At 53.4% G+C, this 26,025-nt stretch carries 24 protein-coding genes and 1 pseudogene; 20 read left to right on the forward strand and 5 right to left on the reverse strand.

From position 1 onward, the window contains the following. Window positions 1-8: 8 nt before the first annotated feature. From kynU to DEP07_RS26425, 3 genes are read left to right on the forward strand one after another with little or no spacing between them, the layout of a single operon-like run. Window positions 9-1,292, forward strand: a complete 1,284-nt coding sequence (gene kynU / locus DEP07_RS26415; RefSeq protein WP_122963148.1) for a kynureninase — start codon at window positions 9-11, stop codon at window positions 1,290-1,292. A 56-nt stretch (window positions 1,293-1,348) separates the two neighbouring features. Beyond that, on the forward strand, window positions 1,349-2,764 hold the full coding sequence (locus tag DEP07_RS26420) for an amino acid permease (RefSeq protein ID WP_122963265.1): 1,416 nt from the start codon (window positions 1,349-1,351) through the stop codon (window positions 2,762-2,764). Between the two features lie 49 nt (window positions 2,765-2,813). Continuing rightward, window positions 2,814-4,562, forward strand: coding sequence for a hypothetical protein (locus DEP07_RS26425; RefSeq protein WP_173598349.1), 1,749 nt, complete (start codon window positions 2,814-2,816; stop codon window positions 4,560-4,562). 157 nt (window positions 4,563-4,719) lie between these two features. Here DEP07_RS26425 and DEP07_RS26430 read toward each other — a convergent pair whose 3' ends face one another. After that, window positions 4,720-5,721, reverse strand: a complete 1,002-nt coding sequence (locus tag DEP07_RS26430) for a virulence RhuM family protein (RefSeq protein ID WP_242772123.1) — start codon at window positions 5,719-5,721, stop codon at window positions 4,720-4,722. A 269-nt stretch (window positions 5,722-5,990) separates the two neighbouring features. On the opposite strand from DEP07_RS26430, the gene DEP07_RS26435 reads away from it, so the two are divergent. From DEP07_RS26435 to DEP07_RS26450, 4 genes are read left to right on the forward strand one after another with little or no spacing between them, the layout of a single operon-like run. Then, entirely contained in the window at window positions 5,991-7,526 is a 1,536-nt protein-coding gene (locus tag DEP07_RS26435) for a spore germination protein (RefSeq protein ID WP_122963150.1), read from the forward strand. Then, the gene (locus tag DEP07_RS26440; protein WP_122963151.1) at window positions 7,523-8,683 is read left to right on the forward strand and encodes a GerAB/ArcD/ProY family transporter; all 1,161 of its coding nucleotides are present in this window, start codon (window positions 7,523-7,525) and stop codon (window positions 8,681-8,683) included. The genes DEP07_RS26435 and DEP07_RS26440 overlap by 4 nt, the downstream gene beginning before the upstream one ends. Further along, on the forward strand, window positions 8,676-9,836 hold the full coding sequence (locus tag DEP07_RS26445) for a Ger(x)C family spore germination protein (RefSeq protein ID WP_122963152.1): 1,161 nt from the start codon (window positions 8,676-8,678) through the stop codon (window positions 9,834-9,836). Before DEP07_RS26440 ends, DEP07_RS26445 begins: the two co-directional genes overlap by 8 nt. Window positions 9,837-9,848: 12 nt before the next feature. Beyond that, on the forward strand, window positions 9,849-11,000 hold the full coding sequence (locus tag DEP07_RS26450; protein ID WP_122963153.1) for a GerAB/ArcD/ProY family transporter: 1,152 nt from the start codon (window positions 9,849-9,851) through the stop codon (window positions 10,998-11,000). A 34-nt stretch (window positions 11,001-11,034) separates the two neighbouring features. On the opposite strand, the gene sspI is transcribed toward DEP07_RS26450, so the two are convergent. Continuing rightward, on the reverse strand, window positions 11,035-11,271 hold the full coding sequence (sspI, locus tag DEP07_RS26455; RefSeq protein ID WP_063227234.1) for a small acid-soluble spore protein SspI: 237 nt from the start codon (window positions 11,269-11,271) through the stop codon (window positions 11,035-11,037). A gap of 227 nt (window positions 11,272-11,498) precedes the next feature. Here sspI and DEP07_RS26460 point away from each other — a divergent pair, with 227 nt between their 5' ends. Together DEP07_RS26460 and rlmB are read left to right on the forward strand one after the other, a co-directional pair. Beyond that, on the forward strand, window positions 11,499-12,152 hold the full coding sequence (locus DEP07_RS26460) for a potassium channel family protein (protein WP_005829288.1): 654 nt from the start codon (window positions 11,499-11,501) through the stop codon (window positions 12,150-12,152). A gap of 2 nt (window positions 12,153-12,154) precedes the next feature. Beyond that, window positions 12,155-12,970 (forward strand): 23S rRNA (guanosine(2251)-2'-O)-methyltransferase RlmB, encoded by an 816-nt coding sequence (gene rlmB, locus DEP07_RS26465; RefSeq protein ID WP_287103236.1) that lies wholly within the window; start codon window positions 12,155-12,157, stop codon window positions 12,968-12,970. Between the two features lie 63 nt (window positions 12,971-13,033). Here rlmB and DEP07_RS26470 read toward each other — a convergent pair. Then, window positions 13,034-13,273: pseudogene (locus DEP07_RS26470) on the reverse strand (LysR substrate-binding domain-containing protein); the annotation flags it as partial. Here DEP07_RS26470 and DEP07_RS26475 point away from each other — a divergent pair. Beyond that, a complete protein-coding gene (locus DEP07_RS26475; protein WP_233454121.1) occupies window positions 13,245-13,358 on the forward strand; it encodes a zinc-binding dehydrogenase in 114 nt (37 codons plus the stop codon). The pseudogene DEP07_RS26470 and the gene DEP07_RS26475 overlap by 29 nt on opposite strands. 108 nt (window positions 13,359-13,466) lie before the next feature. Here DEP07_RS26475 and DEP07_RS26480 read toward each other — a convergent pair whose 3' ends face one another. After that, on the reverse strand, window positions 13,467-14,186 hold the full coding sequence (locus tag DEP07_RS26480) for a DUF2225 domain-containing protein (protein WP_122963155.1): 720 nt from the start codon (window positions 14,184-14,186) through the stop codon (window positions 13,467-13,469). Between the two features lie 454 nt (window positions 14,187-14,640). Here DEP07_RS26480 and pheS point away from each other — a divergent pair, with 454 nt between their 5' ends. The 5 genes from pheS to larB all read left to right on the forward strand — a co-directional run bounded on the left by pheS (window position 14,641) and on the right by larB (window position 20,172). Beyond that, window positions 14,641-15,675, forward strand: a complete 1,035-nt coding sequence (gene pheS / locus DEP07_RS26485; protein WP_122963156.1) for a phenylalanine--tRNA ligase subunit alpha — start codon at window positions 14,641-14,643, stop codon at window positions 15,673-15,675. A gap of 15 nt (window positions 15,676-15,690) precedes the next feature. Then, a complete protein-coding gene (gene pheT, locus DEP07_RS26490) occupies window positions 15,691-18,114 on the forward strand; it encodes a phenylalanine--tRNA ligase subunit beta (RefSeq protein ID WP_242772117.1) in 2,424 nt (807 codons plus the stop codon). An 81-nt stretch (window positions 18,115-18,195) separates the two neighbouring features. Beyond that, window positions 18,196-18,471 carry a cell division protein ZapA gene (gene zapA / locus DEP07_RS26495; RefSeq protein WP_063227229.1) on the forward strand — a complete coding sequence of 92 codons (276 nt, stop codon included), beginning with the start codon at window positions 18,196-18,198 and terminating at the stop codon, window positions 18,469-18,471. A 77-nt stretch (window positions 18,472-18,548) separates the two neighbouring features. Next, a complete protein-coding gene (larE, locus tag DEP07_RS26500; protein ID WP_281869069.1) occupies window positions 18,549-19,409 on the forward strand; it encodes an ATP-dependent sacrificial sulfur transferase LarE in 861 nt (286 codons plus the stop codon). Then, a complete protein-coding gene (larB, locus tag DEP07_RS26505) occupies window positions 19,402-20,172 on the forward strand; it encodes a nickel pincer cofactor biosynthesis protein LarB (RefSeq protein ID WP_287103238.1) in 771 nt (256 codons plus the stop codon). Before larE ends, larB begins: the two co-directional genes overlap by 8 nt. 51 nt (window positions 20,173-20,223) lie before the next feature. Here larB and DEP07_RS26510 read toward each other — a convergent pair whose 3' ends face one another. Then, window positions 20,224-20,598, reverse strand: a complete 375-nt coding sequence (locus tag DEP07_RS26510; protein WP_063227226.1) for a phage holin family protein — start codon at window positions 20,596-20,598, stop codon at window positions 20,224-20,226. Window positions 20,599-20,795: 197 nt separating this feature from the next. Here DEP07_RS26510 and DEP07_RS26515 point away from each other — a divergent pair, with 197 nt between their 5' ends. From DEP07_RS26515 to DEP07_RS26535, 5 genes are all read left to right on the forward strand, one after another. Then, a complete protein-coding gene (locus DEP07_RS26515) occupies window positions 20,796-23,153 on the forward strand; it encodes an endonuclease MutS2 (protein WP_122963160.1) in 2,358 nt (785 codons plus the stop codon). Between the two features lie 20 nt (window positions 23,154-23,173). Next, window positions 23,174-23,584, forward strand: a complete 411-nt coding sequence (locus DEP07_RS26520) for a DUF350 domain-containing protein (protein WP_122963161.1) — start codon at window positions 23,174-23,176, stop codon at window positions 23,582-23,584. A gap of 41 nt (window positions 23,585-23,625) precedes the next feature. After that, window positions 23,626-23,943, forward strand: a complete 318-nt coding sequence (locus DEP07_RS26525) for a 2Fe-2S iron-sulfur cluster-binding protein (RefSeq protein ID WP_287103239.1) — start codon at window positions 23,626-23,628, stop codon at window positions 23,941-23,943. 298 nt (window positions 23,944-24,241) lie between these two features. Further along, on the forward strand, window positions 24,242-25,540 hold the full coding sequence (locus tag DEP07_RS26530; protein WP_122963163.1) for a nucleotide sugar dehydrogenase: 1,299 nt from the start codon (window positions 24,242-24,244) through the stop codon (window positions 25,538-25,540). A gap of 224 nt (window positions 25,541-25,764) precedes the next feature. After that, window positions 25,765-25,965, forward strand: a complete 201-nt coding sequence (locus tag DEP07_RS26535; protein ID WP_063227221.1) for a cold-shock protein — start codon at window positions 25,765-25,767, stop codon at window positions 25,963-25,965. Window positions 25,966-26,025 lie beyond the last annotated feature (60 nt).

Raw genomic sequence — 26,025 nt, forward strand, 5'->3', positions numbered from 1 at the left:
GGTCACTCATGTCTCAATCATCTATCCCACTAACACAAAGCTACGCCCAACAGCTGGATGCCCAGGACGAGTTGACAAAATACCGCGAAGAGTTTTACTTGCTGCCTGCCATGTACCTGGATGGCAATTCGCTGGGACTTATGTCAAAACGAGCAGAGAAAAGCTTGCAGGACATCATGCTTTCTTGGAAAGAGCTTGGCATTGACGGTTGGACGACAGGACAGCATCCGTGGTTTTTCCTGCCAGAAAAATTGGGGGAAATGAGTGCGTCGCTCGTCGGGGCTGAACCGGAGGAAGTCATTGTGACTGGTTCTACCACCGTCAACTTGCATCAGTTGGCAGCGACTTTTTATCAGCCGCAAGGGAAAAGAACGAAAATCATTGCGACAGAGCTTGACTTCCCGACCGACATTTACGCCCTGCAAAGCCAAATCAAACTGCACGGCTTGAATCCGGATGAACAGCTGGTTCGCATCGCTTCCCGGGACGGCCGTCTCATTGAAGAAGACGACATTATCAGCGCGATGACAGAGGAAGTCGCACTCGTCATTTTGCCGACTGTGCTCTACCGCAGCGGACAACTGCTCGATATCGAACGTCTGACCAAAGCAGCTCACGAGAGAGGCATCCTGATCGGCTTTGACGGCTGCCACTCGGTAGGAGCCATCCCGCACTACTTCAGCAAGTGGGAAGTGGATTTCGCTTACTGGTGCAACTACAAGTACCTGAACGGCGGCCCTGGCTGCGTAGGAAGCCTGTATGTCAACCGCAAGCATTTTGGCAGAGTACCGGGATTGACAGGCTGGTACAGCTCGAAAAAAGACAAACAGTTCGATATGGAACATACGCTGGACGTCTGCGAGACGGCTGGTGCCTATCAATTGGGAACGCCGAACATGCTAAGCGTCGCACCGCTGCTCGGTTCGCTGGAAATGTTCCAGGAAGTGCCGATCGAGAAGCTCCGCGAAAAGTCGCTCAAGCTTACGAGATACATGATGGATTTGATGGAAGTGGAGCTGGCTGGCATGGGCTTTACCGTAGCGAATCCGACAGAGGACGAACGCCGCGGCGGTCACGTCAGCCTGGAACACGAAGAAGCGGTGCGAATTTGCAAGGCGTTGAAAGAGGGCGGGATCATTCCGGACTTCCGCGCGCCGAACATCATTCGCCTGGCTCCGGTTGCCTTCTACACGACGTACAGCGAAGTCTGGGAAAGCGTGCAAGTGTTAAAAGCGATCATGCAAGAAAAGCGCTACGAAAAATTCGAAAACAAGCGCGGGGTTGTCGCCTAAGCGCTTGGTTAAAGGAGTGAGTGCACTTGGCAAATCAAAATCAATTTCAAGACATCATGGAACGTGAAAAAGGGCTGCAGCGCGGGTTAACCACCCGCCAGCTCGCCATGATTGCCATCGGCGGCGCAATCGGTACGGGGTTGTTTTTGGGAAGCGGGATGGCGATTGGCTTTGCCGGACCGAGCGTAATTGTCAGCTATTTGATCGGGGCCGTGATCGCACTGCTGCTGATGGGCTGCCTCGCGGAAATGACGGTAGCTCATCCGACGACAGGCTCGTTTGGCGCCCATGCGGAGCGTTACGTGAGTCCGTGGGCAGGCTTTTCCGTCCGCTACGCGTACTGGTTCAGTCTGGTCTGCGCGATAGGAACCGAAGTATCTGCGATGTCTGTCTACATGAAATACTGGTTCCCTGACGTTCCAGGCATCATCTGGATTCTCATCTTCTCAGCCGTTCTGCTTTATGTAAACGCTACCAGTGTCAATTTGTTCGGTACCGTCGAATACTGGTTCTCTATGATTAAAGTCGCTGCCATTATTTTGTTTATCGTATTCGGAGCTTATGTCGTATTCGGCGGTAGCGCGAACCCGGAGATCGGCCCGCAAAACTTCACGAACAACGGAGGCTTTTTCCCGAATGGCATGTGGGGCATGTGGATCGCCATTTTCATCTCCTTGTTCAGCTATCTCAGCATTGAAATGATCGCGGTCAGTGCTGGAGAAGCGAAAGAACCGGAAAAAGCGGTTCCGATGGCGTTGAAGTCGGCAGTCGTTCGTCTCGTCCTGTTCTACATCATGACGCTCGCTTTGATGCTGATGATCGTTCCTTGGCAAAATGCCGGAAGTGATGCGAGTCCATTTGTCAAAGTATTTCAAATTATCAATATTCCGGGCGCGGCTGGCATCATGAACTTCGTCGTGCTCACGGCTGCCCTGTCTGCGATGAACAGCCAGCTGTACATTTCTACCCGCATGGTATTTTCCTTGTCCCGCGCAGGCTTCGCTCCTGCCAAACTCGGAGAGCTGAGCAAAAAAGGCGTTCCGGTCAAAGCGCTGGCGCTGTCCACCATCGGAATTGCCATCGCCTCGATTATCAACATCGTCGCACCTGACCAGTCGTTCGTCGTGATGATCTCCCTTTCCAGCTTCGGTGCCATGTTCGCCTGGTTCATGGTCTTTGTCACCCACTTGTTTTTCCGCCGCAAATGGGAGGAAATGGGCGGTCGCAAACTGCCAGTGAGAATGATCGGCTTCCCGTACTTGACGATTATCGGAGCTGTTTTACTGGCTTGCGTCGTACTCTCGACCTGGTTCCAGCCGGAATTTAAGGACACCTTGACTATGGGCTTCCCGCTTTTGCTGCTCATCACGATCGCCTACTTCATCTGGAAAAAGGCAAACCCGGCTGCCTATGAAGCGTCCGTCAACATGGGCAAGCAAGGCGCAAGCGACAAGAAAGACATCCCATCGTAACATCCAGACTTTCATAAAACGTTGAGAGAAAAGGTAGGGGGGAAATTCGATGAAGAACAAGCAGACAAAGCGAGTCGTCAGTGCATGGCTTGCCACTGCGCTCGCGGTAGGCTCGCTCATCCCGTTGACAGCCGTAAATGCTGCGGGAGAGGCTCAGTCAAACAGCTTTACCGCTCCGCGTACCGGACTGAATGTGAATGCGCCTGATGCGCCGCCGCCGTATCCAAAAGCAGAGCACAAGCTGCTCCCTGGCGAACCGGCGGAGCCTGCGGCTGGTACGTGGGGATACGATGTCAAAACAGGCAAGTTCAAGCATCCGGCTGCTTCGCCGGACAACGAAGGGCCGCAGCCGTTCAATGGAAGCTTGCCTTATTTGGATCAAAACCAGTACATCAAAAACATGAAAGTCGAAGGATTTTACCCGTACGTGGCAGGGTGGGGCCACAGCTGGCAAGCCACTTTTGACTTGAATGGCCGCCGCTATTTGTACGACTACGAAACGACGATGTACAACGTGTACGATATTACTGATCCGCGCAATGCCAAGCGCATCGCGTACAAAAACTTTGACACCAAAGTAGAACACCAGTTTGGACCGATGACGATCAAGTACAACAAACAACTCGGCAAGCTGATCGCTGTGCAAGTTTACGAAGTGCCGCGCTACGGTGTACTGTCCAACAAATACACCAATCCCGAAGAAGTGGAAGCGATCAAAAAACGCGAAATGCTGCGCGGCTTCCGGATTTATGAAGTAACCAGCCCGCTGTTTACCGATTGGAAGCTACTCTCCGAAACGGCGCTTGACCCGAAGGCGAAGCCTGGCGATGCCGTACAGCAAGGCTCGGGCGGTCTGGATGTGCCTGTGTATAACGGCGACAAATATTTGTTTATCGCCGGAGCGCCGGACGACAGCTTCTCCAATACCGAGTACAAAAGCTATCTGTACTCCGCAGGACAATTGGCCTTTGACGTCTCCGATCCGACCAAGCCAAAACGTCTGGATACATGGTGGGTGCCTGGACAGCGCAAAGGGGAAGAAGCCGAGTACAACAAAAACCCGCGTGCAGGCAACAAGACGACCTGGATGGGCGCGAGAATGCCGCTGTTCATTCCGAAGCCGGTTGAACAGGGCGGCAAGTACGGCTATGCAGCGATGGGCGGCTACGGCTTCTGGGTAGTGGACATCAGCGATCCGAACAACATGAAAGCCGTATCCCATATCGACATGCCGATGAGTGTGAGCGGTACGGAAGGCGACAATATCGATGTGACCAAAGTAGAGACGACCGGAATGGTCTATTACAGCGGCTACCCGCTTGGCGAAGACTGCCACGAGCCGTACAAGGAAATTTATGCGATCGACGTTCGCGACCCGCTGAAACCGAAAATCGCCATGACCTTGCCACGGCCTACGCCGCCAAGCGACGCTCCGTTCACAGACTACTGCCAGCGTCGCGGCAGCTTCGGACCGAAGCGCAGCGGCTACGCGGCGATTCAGCCGGGCACGCCTAGCCAAACGGTCATGCCGTACGCCTTTTACAACGCAGGCGTGCAAGTCTTTGACCTGAAAGACCCGAACAAACCGACGATTGGCGCTTACTTTGTGCCAAAAATGTCCGGCGAATACTTGAGCAACGACGGCAGCGGCTTCGAGCAGAGCGAGCACTCCAATCCGGTGCACAGCATTTTCGTCGAGTGGGATCGCAACCTCGTGTGGGCTTTCTCCAACCACGGCATCTACGTGCTGTCCACCCCGCTTCTGGGCAACCCGGTCAACGGATTGCCGAAAAAGTAGCCGCAACGGATGGCTCAAAAAAGAGAGGGTTTCGACTTTAGGAGACTACTGAAAAAGCCCCGTTGATACAGAACAGGTACAGCCACTCAAGAAAAATGAGGGGGTGTACCTTTTTCTGTATCTTTCAGGGAAACACGCAACATAACAGTAAAAAAAGCTAACGCTTATCTAATTGATTGTTCTTCACGAACTCATCAAAATCGTCGCTTTCATCATCAATCGCTAATCGATGCTGATTGTACTTCTCATACTCCGCTGTAGCCAATTTCTCCGCAACTTCTTGTGAAATTTTACCTGCATTCGTTAAAATCTCACGTTCATTAAACTTCAAAAATGAATTTAGCTTATCAATCCAATCCTTCATGTACATGAGGGACTGGCGTTCTGCTTGGTCTTCCGCATAGTCCAAGTACATTGTTACAATGCGATTTAATGACTGCAATTCTTTGTCGGTCAAATAATTTTTAGCTACTGTTACATCGCTTTTCCTAACTTTGTTGCCTTTCCAACTTGTTAGTCCCATATTATCTTTTTCTGCGTTTGCTCGCTCGGCAATCAGCTCTGCCGCTGTATGTCCATGAATGGCAAAGTGAAGTTTGTTCTGCACAGTCGCAAAAAATTCCTTGGACATGCTGGCGTTGGGATCGTAGTCAACAGAAGTGGCGTAGATATCTGTAATTTTGCGATAAAATCTTTTCTCGGATGCACGTATGTCACGAATTCGCTGAAGGAGTTCGTCGAAATAGTCTTGCCCGAAATGGCGCATGTCTTTCAAGCGCTCATCATCCATCGTAAAACCTTTGACAAGATATTCGTTTAGCCGTTCTGTTGCCCAACGTCTGAACTGTGTACCTCTGTGCGAGCGGACGCGGTAGCCGATAGCAATGATCAACTCCAAATTGTAGTGCTTGGTGCTGCGTTTTATTTCTCTTTTTCCTTCGATTTGAACTTGTAAGTATTCCTTACAAGTTGACTCCAACGATAGTTCTCCTTCTTCATAAATGTTCTTAATATGAAGTGTGATGTTCTGCGGCGTTGTTTGATATAACTCCGCGATGGCTTTCTGCGTCATCCAGACGGTTCCGTTTTCCAACTTCACATCGATTTTCGTTTTCCCGTCCTCGGTTTGGTATAGTAAAAGGTCAGTATGATTGTCCATGAAAAGTTCCCCCTTAGCTTTTGCTTGTTTACGGGATGGAAGCATATGTTCTTATTTTGTCGTATTTAAATAATATACGTTGAAAAAGCATCTCGCAAGGTTAAGACTACTGAAAAAGCCCCGTTGATACAGAACAGGTACAGCCACTCACAAAACCGAGGGCGCTGTACCTTTTTTCTTGTTTCCTTAAAAAATGGGTTTTCATTTCCTTTCTTGGGCACACTATCCGTACTCGATATCGCATGCCCACAATCTAGGAGGGGAAGGCGTTGAGCCAGTTTTGGAAAGCGTGGCAAAAGCGGAAGGACACCCTTCAGGAGAAGGCGCTACATCATCATACGGACAGAAGTATGGAAAATATTTCGGATATAGAGCTTTCATTGGTGATTGATGAAAATATCATGATGATCGAGAAAGGCTTGGGCGATTGCGATGATCTGGTCATCCGGCGTTTCCGGGACAAGCGGGATACCGATTGCGCGATCGTGTTTCTGGACGGGATGGTCGATCGCAACATTATTAGCGAATTTATCATCACGTATATGACCAACCCGCAAATTCCCGTCGATCTGCCTGCGTCAAACGAGCTGGAGTCCACCGACGGGCTGAGACAGGTCATCCGCAATGTTTTGTCGGGAACAGCCGTGCTCATGCGAAATGGCGAAAGCAAAGCGTACTTGAACAACACGCGCGGCTGGGACAGACGAAGCGTGGACGAGCCGCAGACAGAGTCTGTCGTGCGCGGGCCGCGGGATGGCTTTTGCGAGACGCTCTGTGTCAACTCCGCGCTGATCCGGTTTCGCCTGAAGGACCCGAACCTGCGGGTGCGCCACATGGTCATCGGGCAACGGACGCAGACCGATATTTATGTGATGTACATCGAGGGGATCGCCCATCCGCCGATGGTGCAAGAAGTGCTGGCACGCATGGAAAAAATCAATGTCGATTCCATCCTGGAGAGCGGCTACATCGAGCAGTTGATCCAGGATCGCAGGTGGTCGCCTTTTCCCCAGATTCAAAATACCGAGAGGCCGGACAAGGTAGTGGCTAACCTGCTGGAAGGCAAAGTAGGCATCCTGGTCGACGGGACGCCTTTTGCCTTGATTGCTCCGGCTGTGTTCTCCCAGTTTTATCAAAGCCCGGAGGATTACTATGAGCGATTTTACATTGCGACACTGCTGCGGTTTATCCGCATCATCAGTATTTCGATCGCCTTGCTCCTGCCGTCCCTGTACATTGCCTTCAGCGCCTTTCATCCGGAAATGATCCCGTCCCGGCTCGTGATTGCGATGGCAGCGGGCAGGTCGACGGTTCCGTTTCCTTCGCTGGTAGAGGCGTTGTTTATGGAGCTGGCCATCGAGATTTTGCGGGAGGCGAGCGTCCGGCTGCCGGGGCCGATCGGACCGACAATCGGGATCGTCGGAGCGCTGGTAGTAGGGGAGGCGGCGGTGTCTGCCGGGCTGGTCAGTCCGGTCATGGTCATCATTGTCGCGGTGACGACGATCGGATCATTTGCGTCTCCCAGCTACAGCGCGGCGATTGCGATCCGGATGCTGCGCTTTCCGGTCATGCTTCTCGCGGGAATGTTCGGCTTGTACGGGATCATGCTGTTTTTGATCGTCATTTTGATTCATTTGTCCTCGCTCAAATCGTTCGGCGTGCCGTACATGTCGCCGCTCAGTCCGCTGAATTTGAGGGGGATGAAAGATTTGTTCATCCGGGCGCCGCACCATTTGCTGCGAACCCGCCCCACCATGTTTCATGTACACGATGAAATCCGAATGAGAGAGGATGAAAAACCGTGAGCAGGCAGGACGTGAGCAGCCAACAACAAACGTTTTCCTTGTGGCAGCAGACGTCCTTGATTACCAGCACGCTGATTGGGGTAGGGGTTTTGACCTTGCCGCGCACCACCTCGGCCATCTTGTATGAGGCGGGATGGATGTCACCCCTGTTCGGTTCGATCGTCGCTTTTGTCTCCGTCTGGATGATCGCCAAGCTCAGCCAGCATTTTCCGGGGATGACCTTCATCGAATACAGCACGATTGTCTGGGGAGCGAAAAAAAACTCGCGCATGGGAAAATGGCTCAGTCTCCCCTGGATCATCCTTTATCTCGGGTTCATGTACTTGTCGACGGCAATCGTCTCGCGAATTTTTGGCGAGGTGGTAGTGACATCGGTTTTGCTGGATACGCCGCTCGAAGTGATTATCATTACCATGTTTTTGCTGGCATTCATTCTTTCCTTGCACGATCTGGAGGTTGTCGCGCGCATCAACGAGCTGTTGCTGCCGATGATTTTGTTTCCGCTTTTGTTCATCGCGTTTGCTTCCTTTCAAAAAGCGGAGTGGAACAATCTGCTGCCGCTTTTTCGAGCCAGTGGCTCCTCCTTGATCAAGGGGGCTTACGAGGCGATTTATTCTTTTTCCGGCTATGAGATCATGCTCATCTTTTTTGCTTACGCGCATGAAAATCAAAGCAAGGTAAGGGCAGGCTTTTACGGGATCGCGATGGGCATGTTCGTCTACACCTTGATTGTCGTGGCTGGCATTGTCGTATTCGGCTACGAGGAGCTGCAGCGCGTGGCCTGGCCGACTCTGGAGCTGGTGAAAACGACGCAAGTGCCCGGATTGATCCTGGAACGTCTGGAATCGGCTTTTCTCGCTGTGTGGGTTACCGCTGTGTTTACGACAGTGGCGAACGCTTACTACGCCGTCGTATACGGATTGCGGCAGCTGTTCAACAGAGGGTTGGGCTTTCAGCGATTGATCTCGGCTATCATGTTCATTCCGCTCTACTATATCGCGCTGTGGCCGCAAAACATCGTCGAAATGTTTCGGGCCAGCTCCTACTTGGGCATATACAGCCTCATCCTCAATCTGGGAATACCGGCCCTCTACTTGACTATGCTTTTCTTCCGAGGTGTGGGACGAAAACAAAAGGAGAGGAATGCAGATGGCTAAAGGGTGGCTCCGAATGGCAATTGTTTGTTTGTGCGCCTCTCTTTTGACCGGATGCTGGGACAGAAGAGAGCTGGAGGAGCGAACCTCCGTCCTCGCGATCGCGATCGATATGGCAGAAGGACAAAAAGATTTGTACAGATTGACTGTGCAAATTCCGATTCCGATCAAAATCGCGGGAAGCAGCGGACAGGGAGGCGGCGGGAATGCCGATGCGGTAAAAATCATGAGCGTGACCGGGCGGACGATTCTCGATGCCAACAACAACCTGCAATTGCGGCTGAACCAAAAGCTGTTTTTGGGCCATACCCGCGTGCTCGCTGTCAGTGAAGAAGTGGCGAAAAAAGGAATCAGCGACATCATGGACAGCTTCCGCCGCGAACCGCAAATCCGCCGCCTGATGTGGCCGATCGTCGTCAAAGGAGAAGCCGCCACCTTGCTCAAAATCAAGCCGCAGCTGGCGCAAATCCCTGTCGTGTTTCTCATGGATCTGATTGAGAACGGAGTGAAGATGGGCGCGATCCCGGATCAGACTTTGGGAGACTATTTCAACCAAACGTCCAACAAATCGATGCAGCCGTTCCTAAACTACGTGCAGGCAAGCGCAACCGAAGTGCGCTGGCGAGGTGTGGCCGTCTTTCGCGAGCACAAGATGGTAGGCACGCTGAACGATGTTCAGTCGTGGTCGCTTTTGCAACTGCGCAACGAAGACCGGGGAGGCGATGTCGTCATCCCGTTGCCCAATACAGACAACGGCTATGTCACCTTTCGCCCCCATTTTGTCAAAACCAGGCTGGAGCTTACGGAGAAAAGCAAGGGAGGAAACAAAAACAACGAAGCGTTTGCGGCGATGTTTTACTGTGAGCTGCAGGGCGATATCGTGGAAGTGACCGCGAATACGAAAGTGTCGCCGGAAAAGTTTATCCAGGACATGCAGCGGCTGATCAAAAAAGAAATGGAGGAGCGGGCGAAAAAGCTGTTCTACCAGTTGCAAAAAGAAGACAACAGTGACATTTTGAAGCTCGGCCTTGCTCTTCGGGCACACCATTACCGCGATTACTGGGAGAAGCACGATTGGCATAAGGATTTTAAAAATTTTCCAATTGGCGTAGATTATACGATCAAAGTTCGCCGCTTAGGGATGGAAATGCAATAGGAGCCGATGAAGATGGAAAATCAACGGGGCAGCATCAGTACATGGCAACTAATCGCAATCCTGATCAGCTCGATGATCGGTGTAGGCATCCTTACCTTGCCGCGGACAGCAACGACCCAGATGCAGGAGATGGGGTGGCTGGGGCCGCTGATCGGCGGATTGATTGCGGTCATTCCGCTCATGTCCATCATTTACTTGAGCAAACAGTACCCGGGTTTGACTTTTGTCGAATACGCTCCACTTATATTTGGCGGCAAACGTCACCAGACATGGGGGAAAATTCTCCATTTCCCCTGGATTCTCGCCTACCTCTTGTTTCAGTTTTTGAATACGGGCATGGTGGCGCGCGGGTTTGGCGAAGTGATCGTGACGACCGTGCTTTTGGATACACCGCTGGAAGTAATCGTGCTGACCTTGTTCATGATTGTTCTCTATTTGTGCATGCACGAGTTCGAGGTGCTGGTCCGTGTGAACGAGCTGTTGTTTCCGATCATGTTTGTTCCGATCCTGATCATTCCGTATGTGACGATCAATAGCGCGAGCTGGTACAACCTGCTTCCGTTGCACATCGACTCGTGGAAAGGGACTGCCGAAACCGCCATCGGGACGTTTACGATGTACACGGGATTTGAGCTGATGATGATCTACTTCGGATTGGCTATGCCGGGGGCGAGAATTGCGCTTGCTACATGGGGCGGGTTGAGCTTCACAGTCGTGTCGTACGTGCTGACAGTGGCAGCGGGCATTGTCGTGTTTGGCTACGAAGAACTGCAACACCTCATCTGGCCGACATTGGAGATGGTCAAGACAGCGCAGCGGACAGGCTGGTTTCTGGAGCGGATGGAGTCCGCTTTTCTCACGATCTGGATGGCTTCTGTCTTCACGACGTTTGGCAACATGTACTATACGATGATTTACGCGACGCGCTTGTGGCTGAAGAAGGGAATCCGATTCCAGCGCATCGCTGCCCTTGTTTTCATCATCCCGCTTTTTTATGTCTCGCTGGGACCACAAAACATCGTCGAGTTTTTCGCCTATGCCCAGAAGTTGACGTATTTCAGCTATTTGCCAACCGTGCTCTTTCCGACTTTGTTGGCGGTCATCCAGTTGTTTCGGGCGAGAGGTGCTCATGCTGTGGCAGACGACAAAAAGGGAGGGACGTAAAGTCGTCTCTCCCTTTTGCCTGATGTCTTTTGGATTAAATCGGCTTTTCTGCCTGAGCGGGCAGGTGGGATGCGATCGTCTCCACCATCTCCTGGCGGGCGGAGGAGTCGCTGTTTTGCCACAGCACTTCAAACAGGACGCCGAGACCAGGCAATGTTTTTTCCTGGCCGCTTGTGATCGCATCGGTGATCGTTTCTTGTACCGCTCCTGAATCGGAGCCTTGCATTTTGTACATGATCGCTTGACGCAAATTGAGCGAGGCAATGTTCATAACCTTATCTAGCACCTCTCTTGTGTAAATGAATACATGGGTTAGTATTTGTCTTCGCGGGATTGCCCATACCCCCTTTTGTGGCGAGGGATTTCATTGTACTATCAGAAAGTGCCGAATCATAAGGCTGGAAAAAGTAATGCAACTTTGGCGCTCTCTTGTGCAAAGCACGGTTTGCTAATGCTATAATGCTTCATATTGGATATGGATCGAAGGAGAAGATCAGCATGTCAAAACAATTTGCCATTATCGGGATGGGACGGTTTGGTTCCAGCGTGGCCAGAACGTTGTATGAAATGGATTATGAAGTGATGGGAATCGATGAAAACGAAGAACGCATCAATGAAAATATTCAGTACGTCACCCACGCGGTTGCGGCTGACTCGACAGATGAACGGGCTTTGAAAGAAATCGGCATTCGCAACTTCGACGTGGTTGTCGTGGCGATCGGGGTGGATATTCAGGCGAGCATTTTGACAGTCCTGACACTCAAGGAACTGGGCGTGAAAAAGATCGTCGCCAAGGCGCAAAATGAGCGACACGGACAAGTGTTGTACAAGGTGGGAGCCGACCGGGTCGTATTCCCCGAGCGGGACATGGGCGTGCGGGTAGCGCATAACCTCATCTCCGCCAACGTCCTCGATTTTATCGAACTGGCAGAAGACTACAGCGTGGCAGAGGTCGTGGTATCGTCCAAACTGGTAGGCCAGAACTTGAGACAGCTCGATATCCGCCGAAAATACGAGGTCAACGTCATCGCGATCAAGAGCGGAGACAAATTCAATATCGCACCAAGCCCGGATGAAGTCATTCAGTACGGAGACGTGCTTGTCGTGATCGGAAACAACAAAGATTTGAAAGCATTTGAGGAGCGGGCGTAACCATGGCATATGAAATCATCACTTCTGTTCAAAACCCGCTGGTGAAAAGACTTCACCAGTTGCTCGATAAAAAAGGCAGGGAGGAGCAGGGGCGTTTTCTCGTCGAAGGCGCCCATCTGGTAGAAGAGGCGCTGAAAAGCGGAGCGCACGTCGTGACAGTCCTGTACGATCAGGAGCGGAATCTCGATCCGGCCTGCCAGCGGGCACTCGCGAATCATTCCCAGGATACGCAGGTGATCGCAGCTTCTGCTGCTGTTTTGGCCAAGCTGTCGGAAACGAAGTCGCCGCAAGGAATTGTGGCTGAAGTAAACAAGACGGCGAACGAATGGGACGAATGGGTGAACAAGCTGTCCGACCAGGACGACACGCTGCTGTTGTTCCTCGACGAAATCCAGGACCCGGGCAATCTGGGCACGATTTTGCGGACGGCAGAAGCGGCTGGAGTCGACGGGGTCGTGCTCGGCAAAGGCAGCGTCGACATCTACAACGGCAAAGTCGTGCGCGCCACGATGGGAGCGATGTTCCGCCTCCCGCTATTCATGCGGGAACTGGGCCAAGCGGCAGAAGAGTGGAAGCGCCAGGGCGGCCGTGTTCTCGTCTCTTCTTTGGCACAGGACAGCGTAGCGTACGATCAGGCGGAGTATTCCGGCAAAATCGCGCTCGTCATCGGCAACGAAGGCAGAGGCGTTTCCAAAGAAATGCTGGCGTGCGCGGACCAGTTCGTGCACATTCCGCTGTACGGCAAAGCAGAGTCGCTGAATGCCGCGGTCGCGGCGGGAATTTTTGTGTATGAGGCACAACGCAACAGAAGACGGTGACAGGTAACCAAAACAGGGATACTGGGCATTGCTCCAGTGTCCCTGTTGTTTTTGACCGTGAGTTCAATCAGCTTCAGCCGATTCGGCAAAGTACCTGATGAGAAAGTCGCGAAATTTGCGGGCAGCGAGGGAGAGGTAGCGCTTTTCGTGCCAAACAATCTGGAAATTGCGCTGGCAAACGGGGAACTCAATGCGCAGCAGGTTCAGCGGGGAGTTCGGGCCTCCGCAGTTGCCTACCAATGCAACGCCAAGCCCGGCCCGGACAAGGCTTGCAATGGCGGCAGGCTCGTCGACCCGGCACACTTTCCCGCTGGAGCAGGCCGGCGATGCGCATCGGGCCATCGAAGCGAGACGCGGACGCGGGAAGATCGTCCTCACCATCGACTAAGCAAGGGCGGGAGAGAACCAGGGGGTGCCGCGCCCTTTTGCCCTTTGTCACTCACGTAGCCAATAAAAAAGGCATTCCAACAAAGTTGAAATACCTGCATGCTGCATGTCAGCCGATTTTTTGCTCGCTTTTTTTCTCTTTAAATTCCTCGCGCGCCAGCTGCCATTGATCTTGCGCCATGCGAATGATGCCGCTTTCGATCGTGTGATTGCGGAAAGCGAGTGCCTTGCCGAAATACTTGATGGCGAGATCGAATTTTTCCAGGCGGCGGTACAGCTCGCCGATGAGGTACAGAAGGCGCACCTCAGACATGTCCTTGTCGCCGCGCGTATAGTCGGAGTGAATGTACGACTCTTCGTACTCGTCTACTGCCATCGCGATGAAGCGCAGCTCTTCCGGGAGGTTGTTCTGGTAACGGTACAGCCAGGCAAGCCGCAAGTACAGGCCGGCTTTCACCGAGTGCGGCTGGTCTGTCAACTCAGCGGCGTAAATCGCCAGCTTGTAGCTGACAATCGCTTCCGGCACCTTGCGAATCGAGCCGAAGTCTTTTGTTTGCCACTTTGAAGAGATATGCTCAGCGACCGCCTGCTTTTGCCAAGGAGCCAGCTTGGTTGTGAACTGGTCGGTAAAAGCAAAGCCGCATGTCGGGCATACATTTACGGTGTACAATATCGGATTCAAGGACTGCTCCTTGAAAGTGGTATAGAAGTCGCTGTCGCGGTGAATCATGGTAAGAGTTCCGCTTCTGACTCGCTTGGTGGAGAAGGCTGCTTCGCAGTGCCGACAGACATTGGTTTTATCATAGAGGGCCGAAACCTTATCGATCATGTCAAAAGTCCCCTTTCAGATTCGCGAAAATCGATCTAGGGCAAGCAAGTGAGTATGTAACATTTGTAGAATTGAAAGTTAGCTCTTGTTGCGCTATAATTTTCCTACATCTTGATTATAACGCAAAGCGATGACGGAGACTAGTACGCAGGTCCTATCTGTTTTTCAGGGAGAAGATGCCACAGACTGCGAGCATCTTTAGCACGATAGCTGCCGAATTCACTCCGTAGCCGCACTCTGAACCGCATTGGCGCAGTAGGAGCAGCCGGGTCATTCCCGTTACCAATGAACTGAAGTGAGGCAGAAGTCTTGCTCGCAGTTAGTGATAATGTCACGGTTTTGTCACAAGCGAGCAATCTGTCTAACAAGGGTGGTACCGCGAGAAAAAAGTAACTCGTCCCTTTTTGGGGCGGGTTTTTCTTTTTTTATCAACAGAAAAAAGGAGCGATTCGAAGTGCAAACTCGGTTGCAAGAAATGAAGGAGTCCGCACTGGGGCAAATCAGCCAGGTGACGGAAGCTGCACAACTTCAGGATTTGCGCGTCAAATACCTGGGGAAAAAGGGCGAGCTGACAGAGCTTCTGCGCGGCATGGGCAGCCTGTCTCCTGAAGAGCGCCCGGTGGTAGGGCAACTCGTGAATGAAGTGAGAGAAGCGCTGGAGGCTGCTTTTTCCGGCAAGCAGCAAGCGATTGAAGAGGCGGCACTGAATGCGAAGCTGTCCTCGCAGACGGTCGACGTGACTTTGCCAGGACGTCCGGTGCCTGCCGGAACGATGCACCCGCTCTCCCGCATCATCGAGGAGATCGAAGACATTTTCGTCGGACTGGGCTTTGAAGTAGCTGAGGGTCCTGAGGTCGAGCTGGATCATTTCAACTTCGAGATGCTCAACCTGCCAAAAGGTCATCCGGCCCGCGACATGCAGGATACGTTTTACGTGACCGACGAAATTTTGATGCGCACCCATACTTCTCCGGTGCAGGCGCGCACGATGCTGAAAAAAGAAGGCAAGACTCCGGTAAAAATCATCTGTCCCGGAAAAGTGTATCGCCGCGATGACGACGACGCGACCCATTCCCACCAATTCACGCAAATCGAGGGACTGGTTGTCGATAAAGGCATCGGAATGAGCGACCTGAAAGGAATCCTTTTGACCTTTGCCCGCCAAATGTTCGGCGCCGATCAGCAAATTCGTCTGCGCCCAAGCTTCTTCCCGTTCACGGAGCCGAGCGCAGAGGTAGACTTGCAATGCTTCAACTGCGGCGGCCACGGTTGCCGGGTGTGCAAACAGACAGGCTGGATCGAGATTTTGGGTTCTGGCATGGTGCATCCGCGCGTGCTGGAAATGGCAGGGTACAATCCGGAGGAAGTCAGCGGATTTGCGTTTGGAATGGGTGTAGAGCGAATCGCTATGCTCAAATACGGGGTGGAGGACATCCGCCATTTCTATACCAACGACGTGCGTTTCTTGCGTCAGTTCAACCGAGGCTAGAGAGGAGAGGCAAAGATGAAGGTATCATACCAATGGTTATCCGAGTACGTCGATCTGAGTGGAATGACGCCCCACGAGCTGGCTGAAAAGCTGACTCGCAGCGGGATTGAAGTAGATGCGGTAGAATCCCGCAACGCGGGTGTTTCCGGTGTCGTCATCGGCTATGTAAAAGAACGCAGCAAGCACCCTGACGCTGACCGCCTGAACGTATGCGTCGTCGATGCAGGGCAAGGAGAAGATTTGCAAATCGTCTGCGGCGCTCCAAACGTAGACAAAGGACAAAAGGTGCTCGTGGCCCTGATTGGCGCGAAATTGCCTGGCGGTCTGAACATCAAGCGCTCCAAGCTGCGCGGCGTGGAATCGCAAGGCATGATCTGCTCGGCAAAAGAGCTGGGCCTAAACGACAAGCTGCTGGCAAAAGATCAGCAAGAAGGCATCATGGTGCTGCCTGAGGATGCGGAAATCGGCATGGATGCGATCTCCTACCTCGGTCTGGACGACTACGTGCTGGAGCTTGGCTTGACGCCAAACCGCTCCGACTGCCTGAGCATGCTCGGTGTTGCTTACGAAGTAGCCGCTATTTTGGGCAAAGAAGTGGTACTGCCGCAGATCGAGCTGACGGAAAATGGCGGAGACAACCCGCTGCAAGTGTCGATCGCAGCCGAAAACGAATGCTATCAGTACCATGGCCGCCACTTCACCAACGCGAAGATCGCCACTTCTCCGCAATGGATGAAAAACCGCCTGATGGCAGCGGGCGTTCGTCCGATCAACAACGTCGTGGACGTAACCAACTACGTTTTGCTCGAATACGGACAGCCGCTGCATGCGTTTGATGCGACACAAGTCCAGGATCGCACGATTGTCGTTCGCCTGGCGGAAGAAGGGGAGAAGCTGGTTACGCTTGATGATCAAGAGCGCGAGCTGGATGCGCAAACTTTGCTGATCACCGACCCGGCAAAAGGCTTGGCGATCGCAGGGGTGATGGGCGGAGCCAACTCCGAGATCACGAATGAAACGAGTGAAATCATCCTCGAAGCCGCTTGGTTCACGCCGCAGACTGTACGCCGCACCGCTCGTACGCTGGGCATGCGCACAGAAGGCTGCGTCCGTTGGGAAAAAGGAGTCGACCAGGCGCGCGTGCAGGAAGCCGGGGAGCGAGCTGCTGCCCTGATCCAGCAACTGTCTGGCGCAACCGTATCCAAAGGCATCCGTTCCGCTGTCGTGAGCGAAGCGAAACCAGCGGTTGTTTCGGTGACTCTCGCCAAAATCAACCAGCATCTCGGAACGAGCTTGTCGGCCGCAGACGTCTCCCCGATTTTCGAGCGTCTGCAATTCCCGTTTGCCGTGGCAGAAGACAACTGGACGGTAACAGTCCCAACCCGCCGTGGCGACATTACGCTACCTGAGGATTTGGTGGAAGAAGTGGCTCGCCTGTACGGCTACGACAACATCCCGACCAGCTTGCCGACTGGCACGACTACGCAAGGCCAGCTGACCAATGAGCAAAAACTGCGCCGGACGATCCGCCACCACCTGATCGGAACCGGATTGAACGAAGCGATCTCTTATGCGCTCGTGCACCCGGATCGCGTAGAGGCAGTAGCAGGACTCCACCAGCATAAAGTCAATCCGGTATCCTTGCTGATGCCGATGAGCGAGGAGCACAGCACGCTGCGCACAAGCCTCGTTCCAAGCCTTTTGGAGACAGTGGCGTACAATAAAAATCGCCAAAATCACGACGTCGCCATCTTTGAACTTGGCCGCGTGTTCTTGTCTGCGGAAGAAGCGCTGACGCAGCTTCCAGAGGAGCGCCTGTATGTGGCAGGTGCGCTGACAGGGCAGTTGCTGTCGCAAAACTGGATGGGCGCGAAACAGCCTGTAGACTTTTATCAGGTCAAAGGGATCGTCGATTCGCTCCTGGCTCGTCTGGGAATCCGCACAGCCGAGTACAAGGCGGCGGCGGACATTGCTGGCATGCATCCAGGCCGCACAGCGGAAGTATGGGTCAATGACAAGCGCCTCGGCTATCTGGGGCAAGTGCATCCAGGTACGGAAAAAGCGTACGATCTGTCTGAGACTTACGTGTTCCAGTTCGATGTAGCCGAGCTGATTGAGGCAGCAGCAGATGCGGGCCACTACAGTCAGCTGCCGAAGTTCCCGGCTGTGACGCGCGATCTGGCGCTGGTTGTCGATCGCAGTGTGCCAGCAGGAGCGCTGGAAGCGACGATTCGCGAAGCGGCGGGCGATCTGCTGGAATCATTGACACTGTTTGACGTGTACACTGGCGAGCGGATTGCGCAGGACAAGAAGAGCATGGCGTTTGCCCTCGTGTTCCGTAACGCGGAGCGCACGCTGCAAGATGAAGAGATTCAGCAAGTGACAACGGCTGTTGTCGAAGCGCTGAAAAACAAGACGGGTGCCGAACTACGCATGTAACATGGCTTGACGAACTCTGACATTTTCAGTAACCTAAAAAGGATACAGTAGAGCAAAGGTCGCAGTAGGGAGGAACCCCTCGTGCAAGGTGATGGGAAAAATCGTTTGACGGTGGATATCTTCGGCCAACAATACCGGCTCAGTGGCAAGGCAAGTGTCAATCACATACGCATGGTGGCCGGTTTCGTTGATGACAAGATGAACGAAATCGCGAACGGCAACCATCGATTGGACACGGCTAAAATTGCCGTACTCTCTGCGGTGAACATCGCGGATGAATACTTCCGCTTGCGTCAAGAGTACGAAGAACTGCTGAAGATCCTTCAGGAAGATGCAAATGAAAAGCCGATAGATTAAGGGAAAGAGGGGCTGCGGCCTCTCTTTTCGCATTGTGCGGCAAAAGCTTGGACACAAAGGAGGGGCAGCTTGTGGAGATGGATAAACGTATGACAACAGGCAGCGAAGGGTGGACGCTGGCGGAAAAGAACGACAGGCTGGGAGCTGTCCTGCGCGAGATGGGAACGGTTCTGGTGGCGTTTTCCGGGGGAGTGGACAGCACTTTTCTGTTGGCGAGAGCGATTGAGGAGCTAGGCGAGCAGGCGATTGCCGTGACGGCTGCTTCGGAGACGTTTCCCACGCGCGAGTTTGAAGCGGCGAAGTTTCTGGCCGCCAAGCTTGGCGCACGGTTTGTCACGACGGAAATTCGCGAAATGGAAAATCCGAATTTTGTGTCCAATCCGCCCAATCGTTGTTTTTATTGCAAAGACGGCCTGTACGAGCACCTCGGCAAGCTGGCGGAGGCAAACGAGTGGAAAGCCGTCATTTGCGACGGAGCGAACATGGACGATCGCGGCGATTACCGCCCGGGCCGTATAGCCGCAGCCCAGCGAGGGGTGCGCAGCCCGCTTCAGGAAGCCGGATTTTATAAGGAAGACATCCGCGCGCTCTCCAAAGAAATGGGACTGTCTACGTGGAACAAGCCGTCTTTTGCCTGTCTCTCTTCCAGGATTCCCTACGGCTCCTCGATTACGCTGGAAAAAATCGACCAGGTGGATCGGGCGGAAGGGTTTTTGCTCAGCCTCGGCTTTCACCAGGTCAGAGTCCGGCACCATGACACGATTGCGCGAATCGAAGTCAGTCCGCAAGAGTTTGAGCGGCTGCTTGCCCACCATGCCGACATCCACAAAGCGTTGCAGGAAATCGGTTTTTCGTACGTCACCCTCGATTTGTTCGGATATCAGACCGGGAGCATGAACGCTGTACTGGAAACGGAAGTGAAGGCCAAGCATGGATGATCTCAAAAACATTTTGCAAAAGGTAGCCGCTGGACAGCTCAGCGTGGAGCAAGGCGAAGAGCAGCTTCGCGGCATCAGCCGCCTGGACTATGCGACGCTCGATCTGGCTCGCTCGGAGCGAACAGGCTTCCCGGAAGTCGTCTACGGGGAGGGGAAAAGCGCAAGCCAGCTGCTCGGAATCATGGAAAAGCTGCGCGAGCATCAAAAGCTTGTTTTGGTTACCCGGGTGAGTGAGCAGCAGGCACGCGCAGTTCAGGAGAGCTGGCCGGATGTCCAGTACATCGCAGAAGCGCGCTTGCTGTTGTCCACCCATGAACCGCTGGTGCCAAAGCGGGACGGCTACGTTGCCGTGGTGGCAGCCGGAACGTCGGACTGGCAGGTGGCGCAGGAAGCGGCCTGGACAGCGCGTTGCTTCGGCAGTGAAGCACGGGTTATCGTCGATGTCGGCGTCGCGGGCATCCATCGCTTGTTCCAGCGTCTGGAGGAAATCAGGTCGGCAAGCGTCATCGTCTGTGTCGCAGGGATGGAGGGAGCGCTCGCCAGCGTAGTGGCTGGACTTGTCGACAAGCCGGTCATCGCCGTGCCCACTAGCGTCGGATACGGGGCCAGCTTTGGCGGTGTCTCGGCGCTTTTGACCATGCTCAACTCCTGTGCCAACGGCGTAGCGGTCGTCAATATCGACAACGGTTTCGGCGCGGGCTACCTGGCTGGTATGATCCATCGCCAGTCTGCCGCAAGTGCCATAGATGACGGAACAAGCTGAAAAAGAGCCAGCCCGCGTATAACGGGTTGGCTCTTTTCACGAAAAGCTCTCTTACGTTTCCTGGCGGTTTCCGGCATCGCCATTGCGCATGTCCATGTGAGTCTTGATCGGAATGAACAGGTCGATGATCCCGATCACAAGAGAAGCCAAAAGCGCTCCGATGACCGTGACATGGAAACCGGAAACGATGAACTGAGTCAGATAGATCACGACTGCACTGACTAGAAAGCCGATGATTCCGCGGTTGTACGGGGAAATGCGGTCTCCGAACATGGCTTCCACAACCCAGCCCAACAGGGCAATTACAACAGCGGCAAGAAATGCTGTCCAGAAGCTGCTAACGGAAAATCCGGGAACCAGAAATCCGACGAACATCAGGACGACGGCAGCGACGACAAAGCGGACGAGATGGCGCATGATCGTCATGGATACTCCTCCTTTTGGATTGGTTCTTTTTCATTCTGGCTCTTTCCAGGCGGAACTATGCCAAGCAGGAGGCGTGTAAAATTATCCTTCAAACCGCTGGCGTGATATAATGAGGAAATCGTAGTGATTGAAGGTTCAGACCGTGGTACTCATCCGCGCAGTCCGACGGTCGCCGCTGATGAAATAAGGAGGATACAGTGGAACAACGGGTCTTAAAAACTTTGGAATACGATAAAATTATCGCCCTGTTAGTTGACAAGGCATCTTGCACATATGGAAAAGAAAAAGCAGCAGAGCTGACGCCGTTCGTTCAACTGGACGAGGTCAAAATCGCCCAGCAAGGAACGCAGGAAGCTGCTACGGTACTCCGCTTGAAAGGCAGCGCCCCATTGGGAGGCATTCGCGACATCAGAAGCTCCGTCCAACGAGCCAGGCTGAATGCGATGCTGGCCCCGCTGGAGCTTTTGGACATTGCCAGCACGATCATGGCTGGCCGTCGCTTGAAAAATTTCTTGCTGGATATGTGCCAGGACCATGACTTGCCGCTGCTTCAGCTACAGGCAGAGCGCATCGAGGGCTTGCGCGAGCTGGAAATGGAAATTCGCCGCTGCATCGATGAAAACGGCGATGTGCTGGACAGTGCCAGCGTCGAGCTGCGTCAGGTTCGCCAAGAAATCAGGCAGGTGGAATCGCGCATCCGTGAGAAGCTGGATCAGATGACGCGCTCCTCCTCGTATCAAAAAATGTTGATGGAAAACATCGTAACCATCCGCGGCGATCGCTTCGTCATTCCGGTGAAGCAGGAATACCGCCACGTCTTTGGCGGGATTGTCCACGACCAGTCTGCGTCTGGTGCCACTTTGTTCATCGAGCCGGAAGTGATCGTGTCGATGAACAACAAGCTGCGCGAACTGCGCTTGCGTGAAGAGCGCGAGGTTGAGCGCATTTTGTACATTTTGACCGAGCAAGTCTCCTTTGCGGTGGAAGCTCTGAGCGAAAATGTCGATGCGCTGACTGAGCTTGACTTCCTGTTTGCCAAGGCACAGCTCGCCTGGAGCATGAAGGCAGTCTGTCCCAAACTGAACGACCGCGGTTATTTACAGATGAGAAAAGCGCGGCATCCGCTGATCCCGCGAGAAGTCGTCGTTCCTGTCGACGTCGAGCTGGGTGGAGAGTATCAGGCGATTGTCGTGACTGGTCCGAACACGGGCGGTAAAACCGTTTCGTTGAAAACGATCGGGCTGTTGTCGCTGATGGCGATGTCGGGGCTGCATATCCCGGCAGAGGAAGAGAGCGAAATGACGGTGTTCTCCTCCGTCTTTGCCGATATCGGGGATGAGCAGTCCATCGAGCAGAGCCTTTCCACCTTTTCCAGCCATATGACCAATATCATCTCCATTCTGGAAAAAATGGATGAGAAAAGTCTGGTGCTGTTCGATGAGCTGGGAGCGGGTACAGACCCGACAGAAGGGGCTGCGCTCGCCATGTCGATTATCGACCATGTGATTGACTCCGGCGCGCGGATGGTGGCCACGACCCACTACAGCGAGCTGAAGGCGTATGCGTACGACAGACCGGAAGTGATCAACGCCAGCGTGGAGTTCGATGTGCAAACTTTGCGCCCGACTTACCGTTTGCTCGTCGGCGTGCCAGGGCGGTCCAACGCTTTTGCCATTGCCAGACGATTGGGGCTGCCGGAAGCGATCATCGAAGTCGCTCGCGGTTCGATCAGCGAGGAAGACAACCAGGTGGAAAGCATGATTGCTTCTCTGGAACGCAACCGCAAATCGGCAGAAGCGGACAGAAATGCAGCCGCCTCCTTGCGCCGCGAAGCGGAAGAACTGCGTCGCCAGCTCGATGAAGAGCGCGCCCGTTTTGCCGAAGAGAAAAACAAGCTGATGGAACGCGCCGAAGAAGAAGCGCGGATCGCTGTCCAACTGGCCAAAGAAGAGGCGGAGACGATCATTCGCGAACTGCGCGAGATGCGCGACGATGGCGTCGAGATCAAGGAACACCGCCTGATCGAGGCGAAAAAGCGGCTCGGCAACGCAGTGCTTGAGCTGGAAAAGGAAAAAGTGAAGAAGCCGGCCAGAGCCGTTCGCGCCACCCAGATCAAGGTGGGCGACGAAGTCATGGTCACCAGTTTCGGACAAAAAGGAACTGTGCTGGAAAAAGTGAATAACGACGAGTTTCTCGTGCAGATCGGCATCATGAAGATGAAAGTCAGACGAGATGACATGAATGTGCAAAACTCGATCACGCAAAAGCCGCAGGCTGCTCCGTACACATCGGTCAATCGCCGGACAGCCAGCATCAAAATGGACCTCGACTTGCGCGGATATAACGTCGAGGATGCCATTCGGGAGATGGATCAATTCCTGGACGATGCGCTTTTGGGCGGACTGCACTCCGTATCGATCATTCACGGGCATGGCACAGGCGTCTTGCGCAAAGGAGTGCACGAATACTTGCGCAGCCACCGCAACGTCAAGTCCTTCCGCCTCGGCGGTCAAGGTGAGGGCGGCGTTGGCGCTACGATAGCCGAACTGAAATAGAGATGTCGGGAGGAGATTCCATGGCAGGCCTTATGCACAATCCATATTTTGCAACTGCCGCTTACTTTACCGTTACGGGACTCGCGATGATTTTGTTTTTGGTCGTCTTCGAACTCGTGACGCGTTATCACGTATGGGCAGAGCTGAAACGTGGAAACATGGCCGTCGCGATGGCAACAGGCGGAAAAATTTTCGGGATCGCCAACATTTTCCGCTATTCGATTCAGGCGAATCTTTCTTTGGGGCAAGCGCTGATCTGGGGCACATTCGGATTTTGCCTGCTATTGGTCGCGTACTTCATTTTTGAATTTATGACCCCTTCGTTCAAGGTGGATCAGGAAATAGCCAATGACAACAGGGCGATCGGCTTTATTGCGATGGTCCTGTCCATCGGCTTTTCTTATATTATCGGAGTCAGCCTGTCCAGGTAGAGCGCAGTCGTGCTTTCGACGCGGCGAGGGAGGGAAGCGGTGTGGAAGACAAACGGCCACAGCAGTTTGCAGGGATCGTCTGGGAAAATGGCAGGCAGCACAGCATTGCTATGACGGATGGGGAAAATTTGCTCATGGCGCTGGTGCGCGCGCAGATGCCGATCGATTTTTTCTGTACCACCGGAAAGTGCCGGACTTGTATGGTCAGAGCAAATATTCCCGCAGGTTCTGCTCCCGCTCCTTCTGCGACAGAGCAATACCGTCTGGGGGACGCAGCGCAAAAAGGGTATCGGCTTGCTTGTCAGGTTTACGTGAGCGGGCCGTTGACCGTTTTTTTGGACAGTTCCGGCTCTGCTTGAAAAGAAACCCTGGTTGAACGATATTTCAATCGAGAGTATAATTAGGATTTGGCAGAGAGTTCCGCACTTTTTTCCCAATCGGGTGCGGTCCCATGCCCTCTTGGACAGGGCCGAGCCTACAATTTGAAACATGGGGAGGAGCAGCCTTGGAGACGTTGTACAAGGTCCTCATAGGATTGTGCGTGCTTTTTATCGCTGCGGGCATTTACTATCTGTCGTAAGCAGTTTTGCAAGTTGGCCGCGTGACTGTTTGGTCACCAGGACCTTACCTTAGAGAACGTGAAAGAGGAGATACGCAATGACTCAGCCTGTACGCGTAGCTGTAGTGGGATTAGGGTTTGTCGGCTTGCCGCTTGCTCTTACTTATGCCATGAAAGGAGCAAACGTTGTCGGCATTGACGTCCTGCCTCACGTCGTCGATGAAATTAATGCGGGTCACTCCCACCACCTGGAGTCCTATCAAGGGAAGACTTTGCCGGAAATTTTGAAAGAACAAATAGAAGCGAAGCGGTTCCGCGCTACGACCTCCTACGAGGAAGCGGCTGCGGAAGTCGATCATTATATCGTGACAGCCGGTTTGCCAGTGCATAACGGCGACCCGGACCTCGGCCCGTTGAAAAACTGTGCCCAAACGCTTGGGGGCGTGCTGAAAAAAGGCGATACGATCATGATCAGAAGCACGGTCGTCCCGGGAACGACAGAAGAAGTGATTTTGCCGATTCTCGAAGAGGCGAGCGGTCTGGTCGCAGGCGTCGATTTCTACCTCACGTATTGCTCCGAGCGAATTGCGGAGGGACGAGCTTTTGAAGAGTTCATCCACATGCCGCTCGTGCTCGGCGGGATCAACGAGATCAGTGCCGAAAAAGGCAAAGAGCTGCTGTCCGTCATCAGCGAAACGGACATTACTATCTCGGATATCCGCGTCGTGGAAACAGCCAAAGTGATCGAAAACATCCAGCGTGACGTGAATATCGCCATGGTGCAGGAGTTTGCCCGTTTTGCCGAGGCGTTCGGGATCGATACGTTTGAACTGATCAAGGTCGCCAATACGCACACGCGTGTGAACCTGTTGACCCCAGGACCGGGTGTAGGCGGCTTCTGCCTGCCAAACGCCCTGTACTACCTGCAACCGAAAGCGCGCGAGCTGGAAGTGTCCCTGCCGATTTTGCAGCAGGCGCGCCTCACGAACGACGCTGTGCCGGAAGTGCTGATCGGCATGCTGGAAAAAGCGTTGAAGCAAAAAGGCAAGTCGCTCGCAGGAAGCCGTGTAGCTGTCTTGGGCTTGGCGATGAAAGATTTCTCCAACGACGACCGCGTCAGCCCGGTGCATGACCTGATCAAGCTGTTGCTCGCCAAAGGCGTCGAAGTTCGCTCGTATGACCCGGCTGTTCCGACTGCGTACGAGCACAAGGCAGACTCTCTGGAAGCAGCCGTGCGCGGCGCTGATGCCCTGTATTTGACGGCGGTGCAAAAAGAATTTGCCGAAGTGAACTGGGATGAGGTAGCAGAAAAAATGGCTGACTCGCCGATCCTGTTTGACACGAAAAACCGCATTCCGCTCGATTCGGTCAGCAAAGCGACGGTTGTCCGCATTTAACAAATAAATACGCGAACAGCATTCCACAAGGGAAGCCTCCGCAAAGCGTCACATGCAGCGTTTGCGGAGGTTTTTTACGCGAGAATCGCGCCTGTCAGCACGTACAGGAGAAACCGATTTTGCGTTTCGCTGTTTTCACGTATAACTCCCCGTTTTTATGGCAATAGTAACCAGGTAAGATCATATTTCAATGTCATGTAAGTGATACATGCTAGGAGGCAAAAATGGAACGTGGTAGAGTAAAATGGTTCAACAGCGAAAAAGGTTTCGGTTTTATCGAGAGAGATGGGGCAGATGACGTATTCGTTCACTTCTCCGCGATTCAAGGAGACGGGTACAAATCCTTGGATGAGGGACAGGAAGTAGAGTTTGACGTGGAAAACGGTCAACGCGGCCCTCAAGCGACAAACGTTCGGAAGCTGTAAAAGCCAAAAACGACAAACAGACTCAGTTGCTGAGTCTGTTTTTTTTGGTGCGCCCAGCAT

Source organism: Brevibacillus sp., from assembly GCF_003521185.1.
GTDB lineage: Bacteria > Bacillota > Bacilli > Brevibacillales > Brevibacillaceae > Brevibacillus > Brevibacillus parabrevis.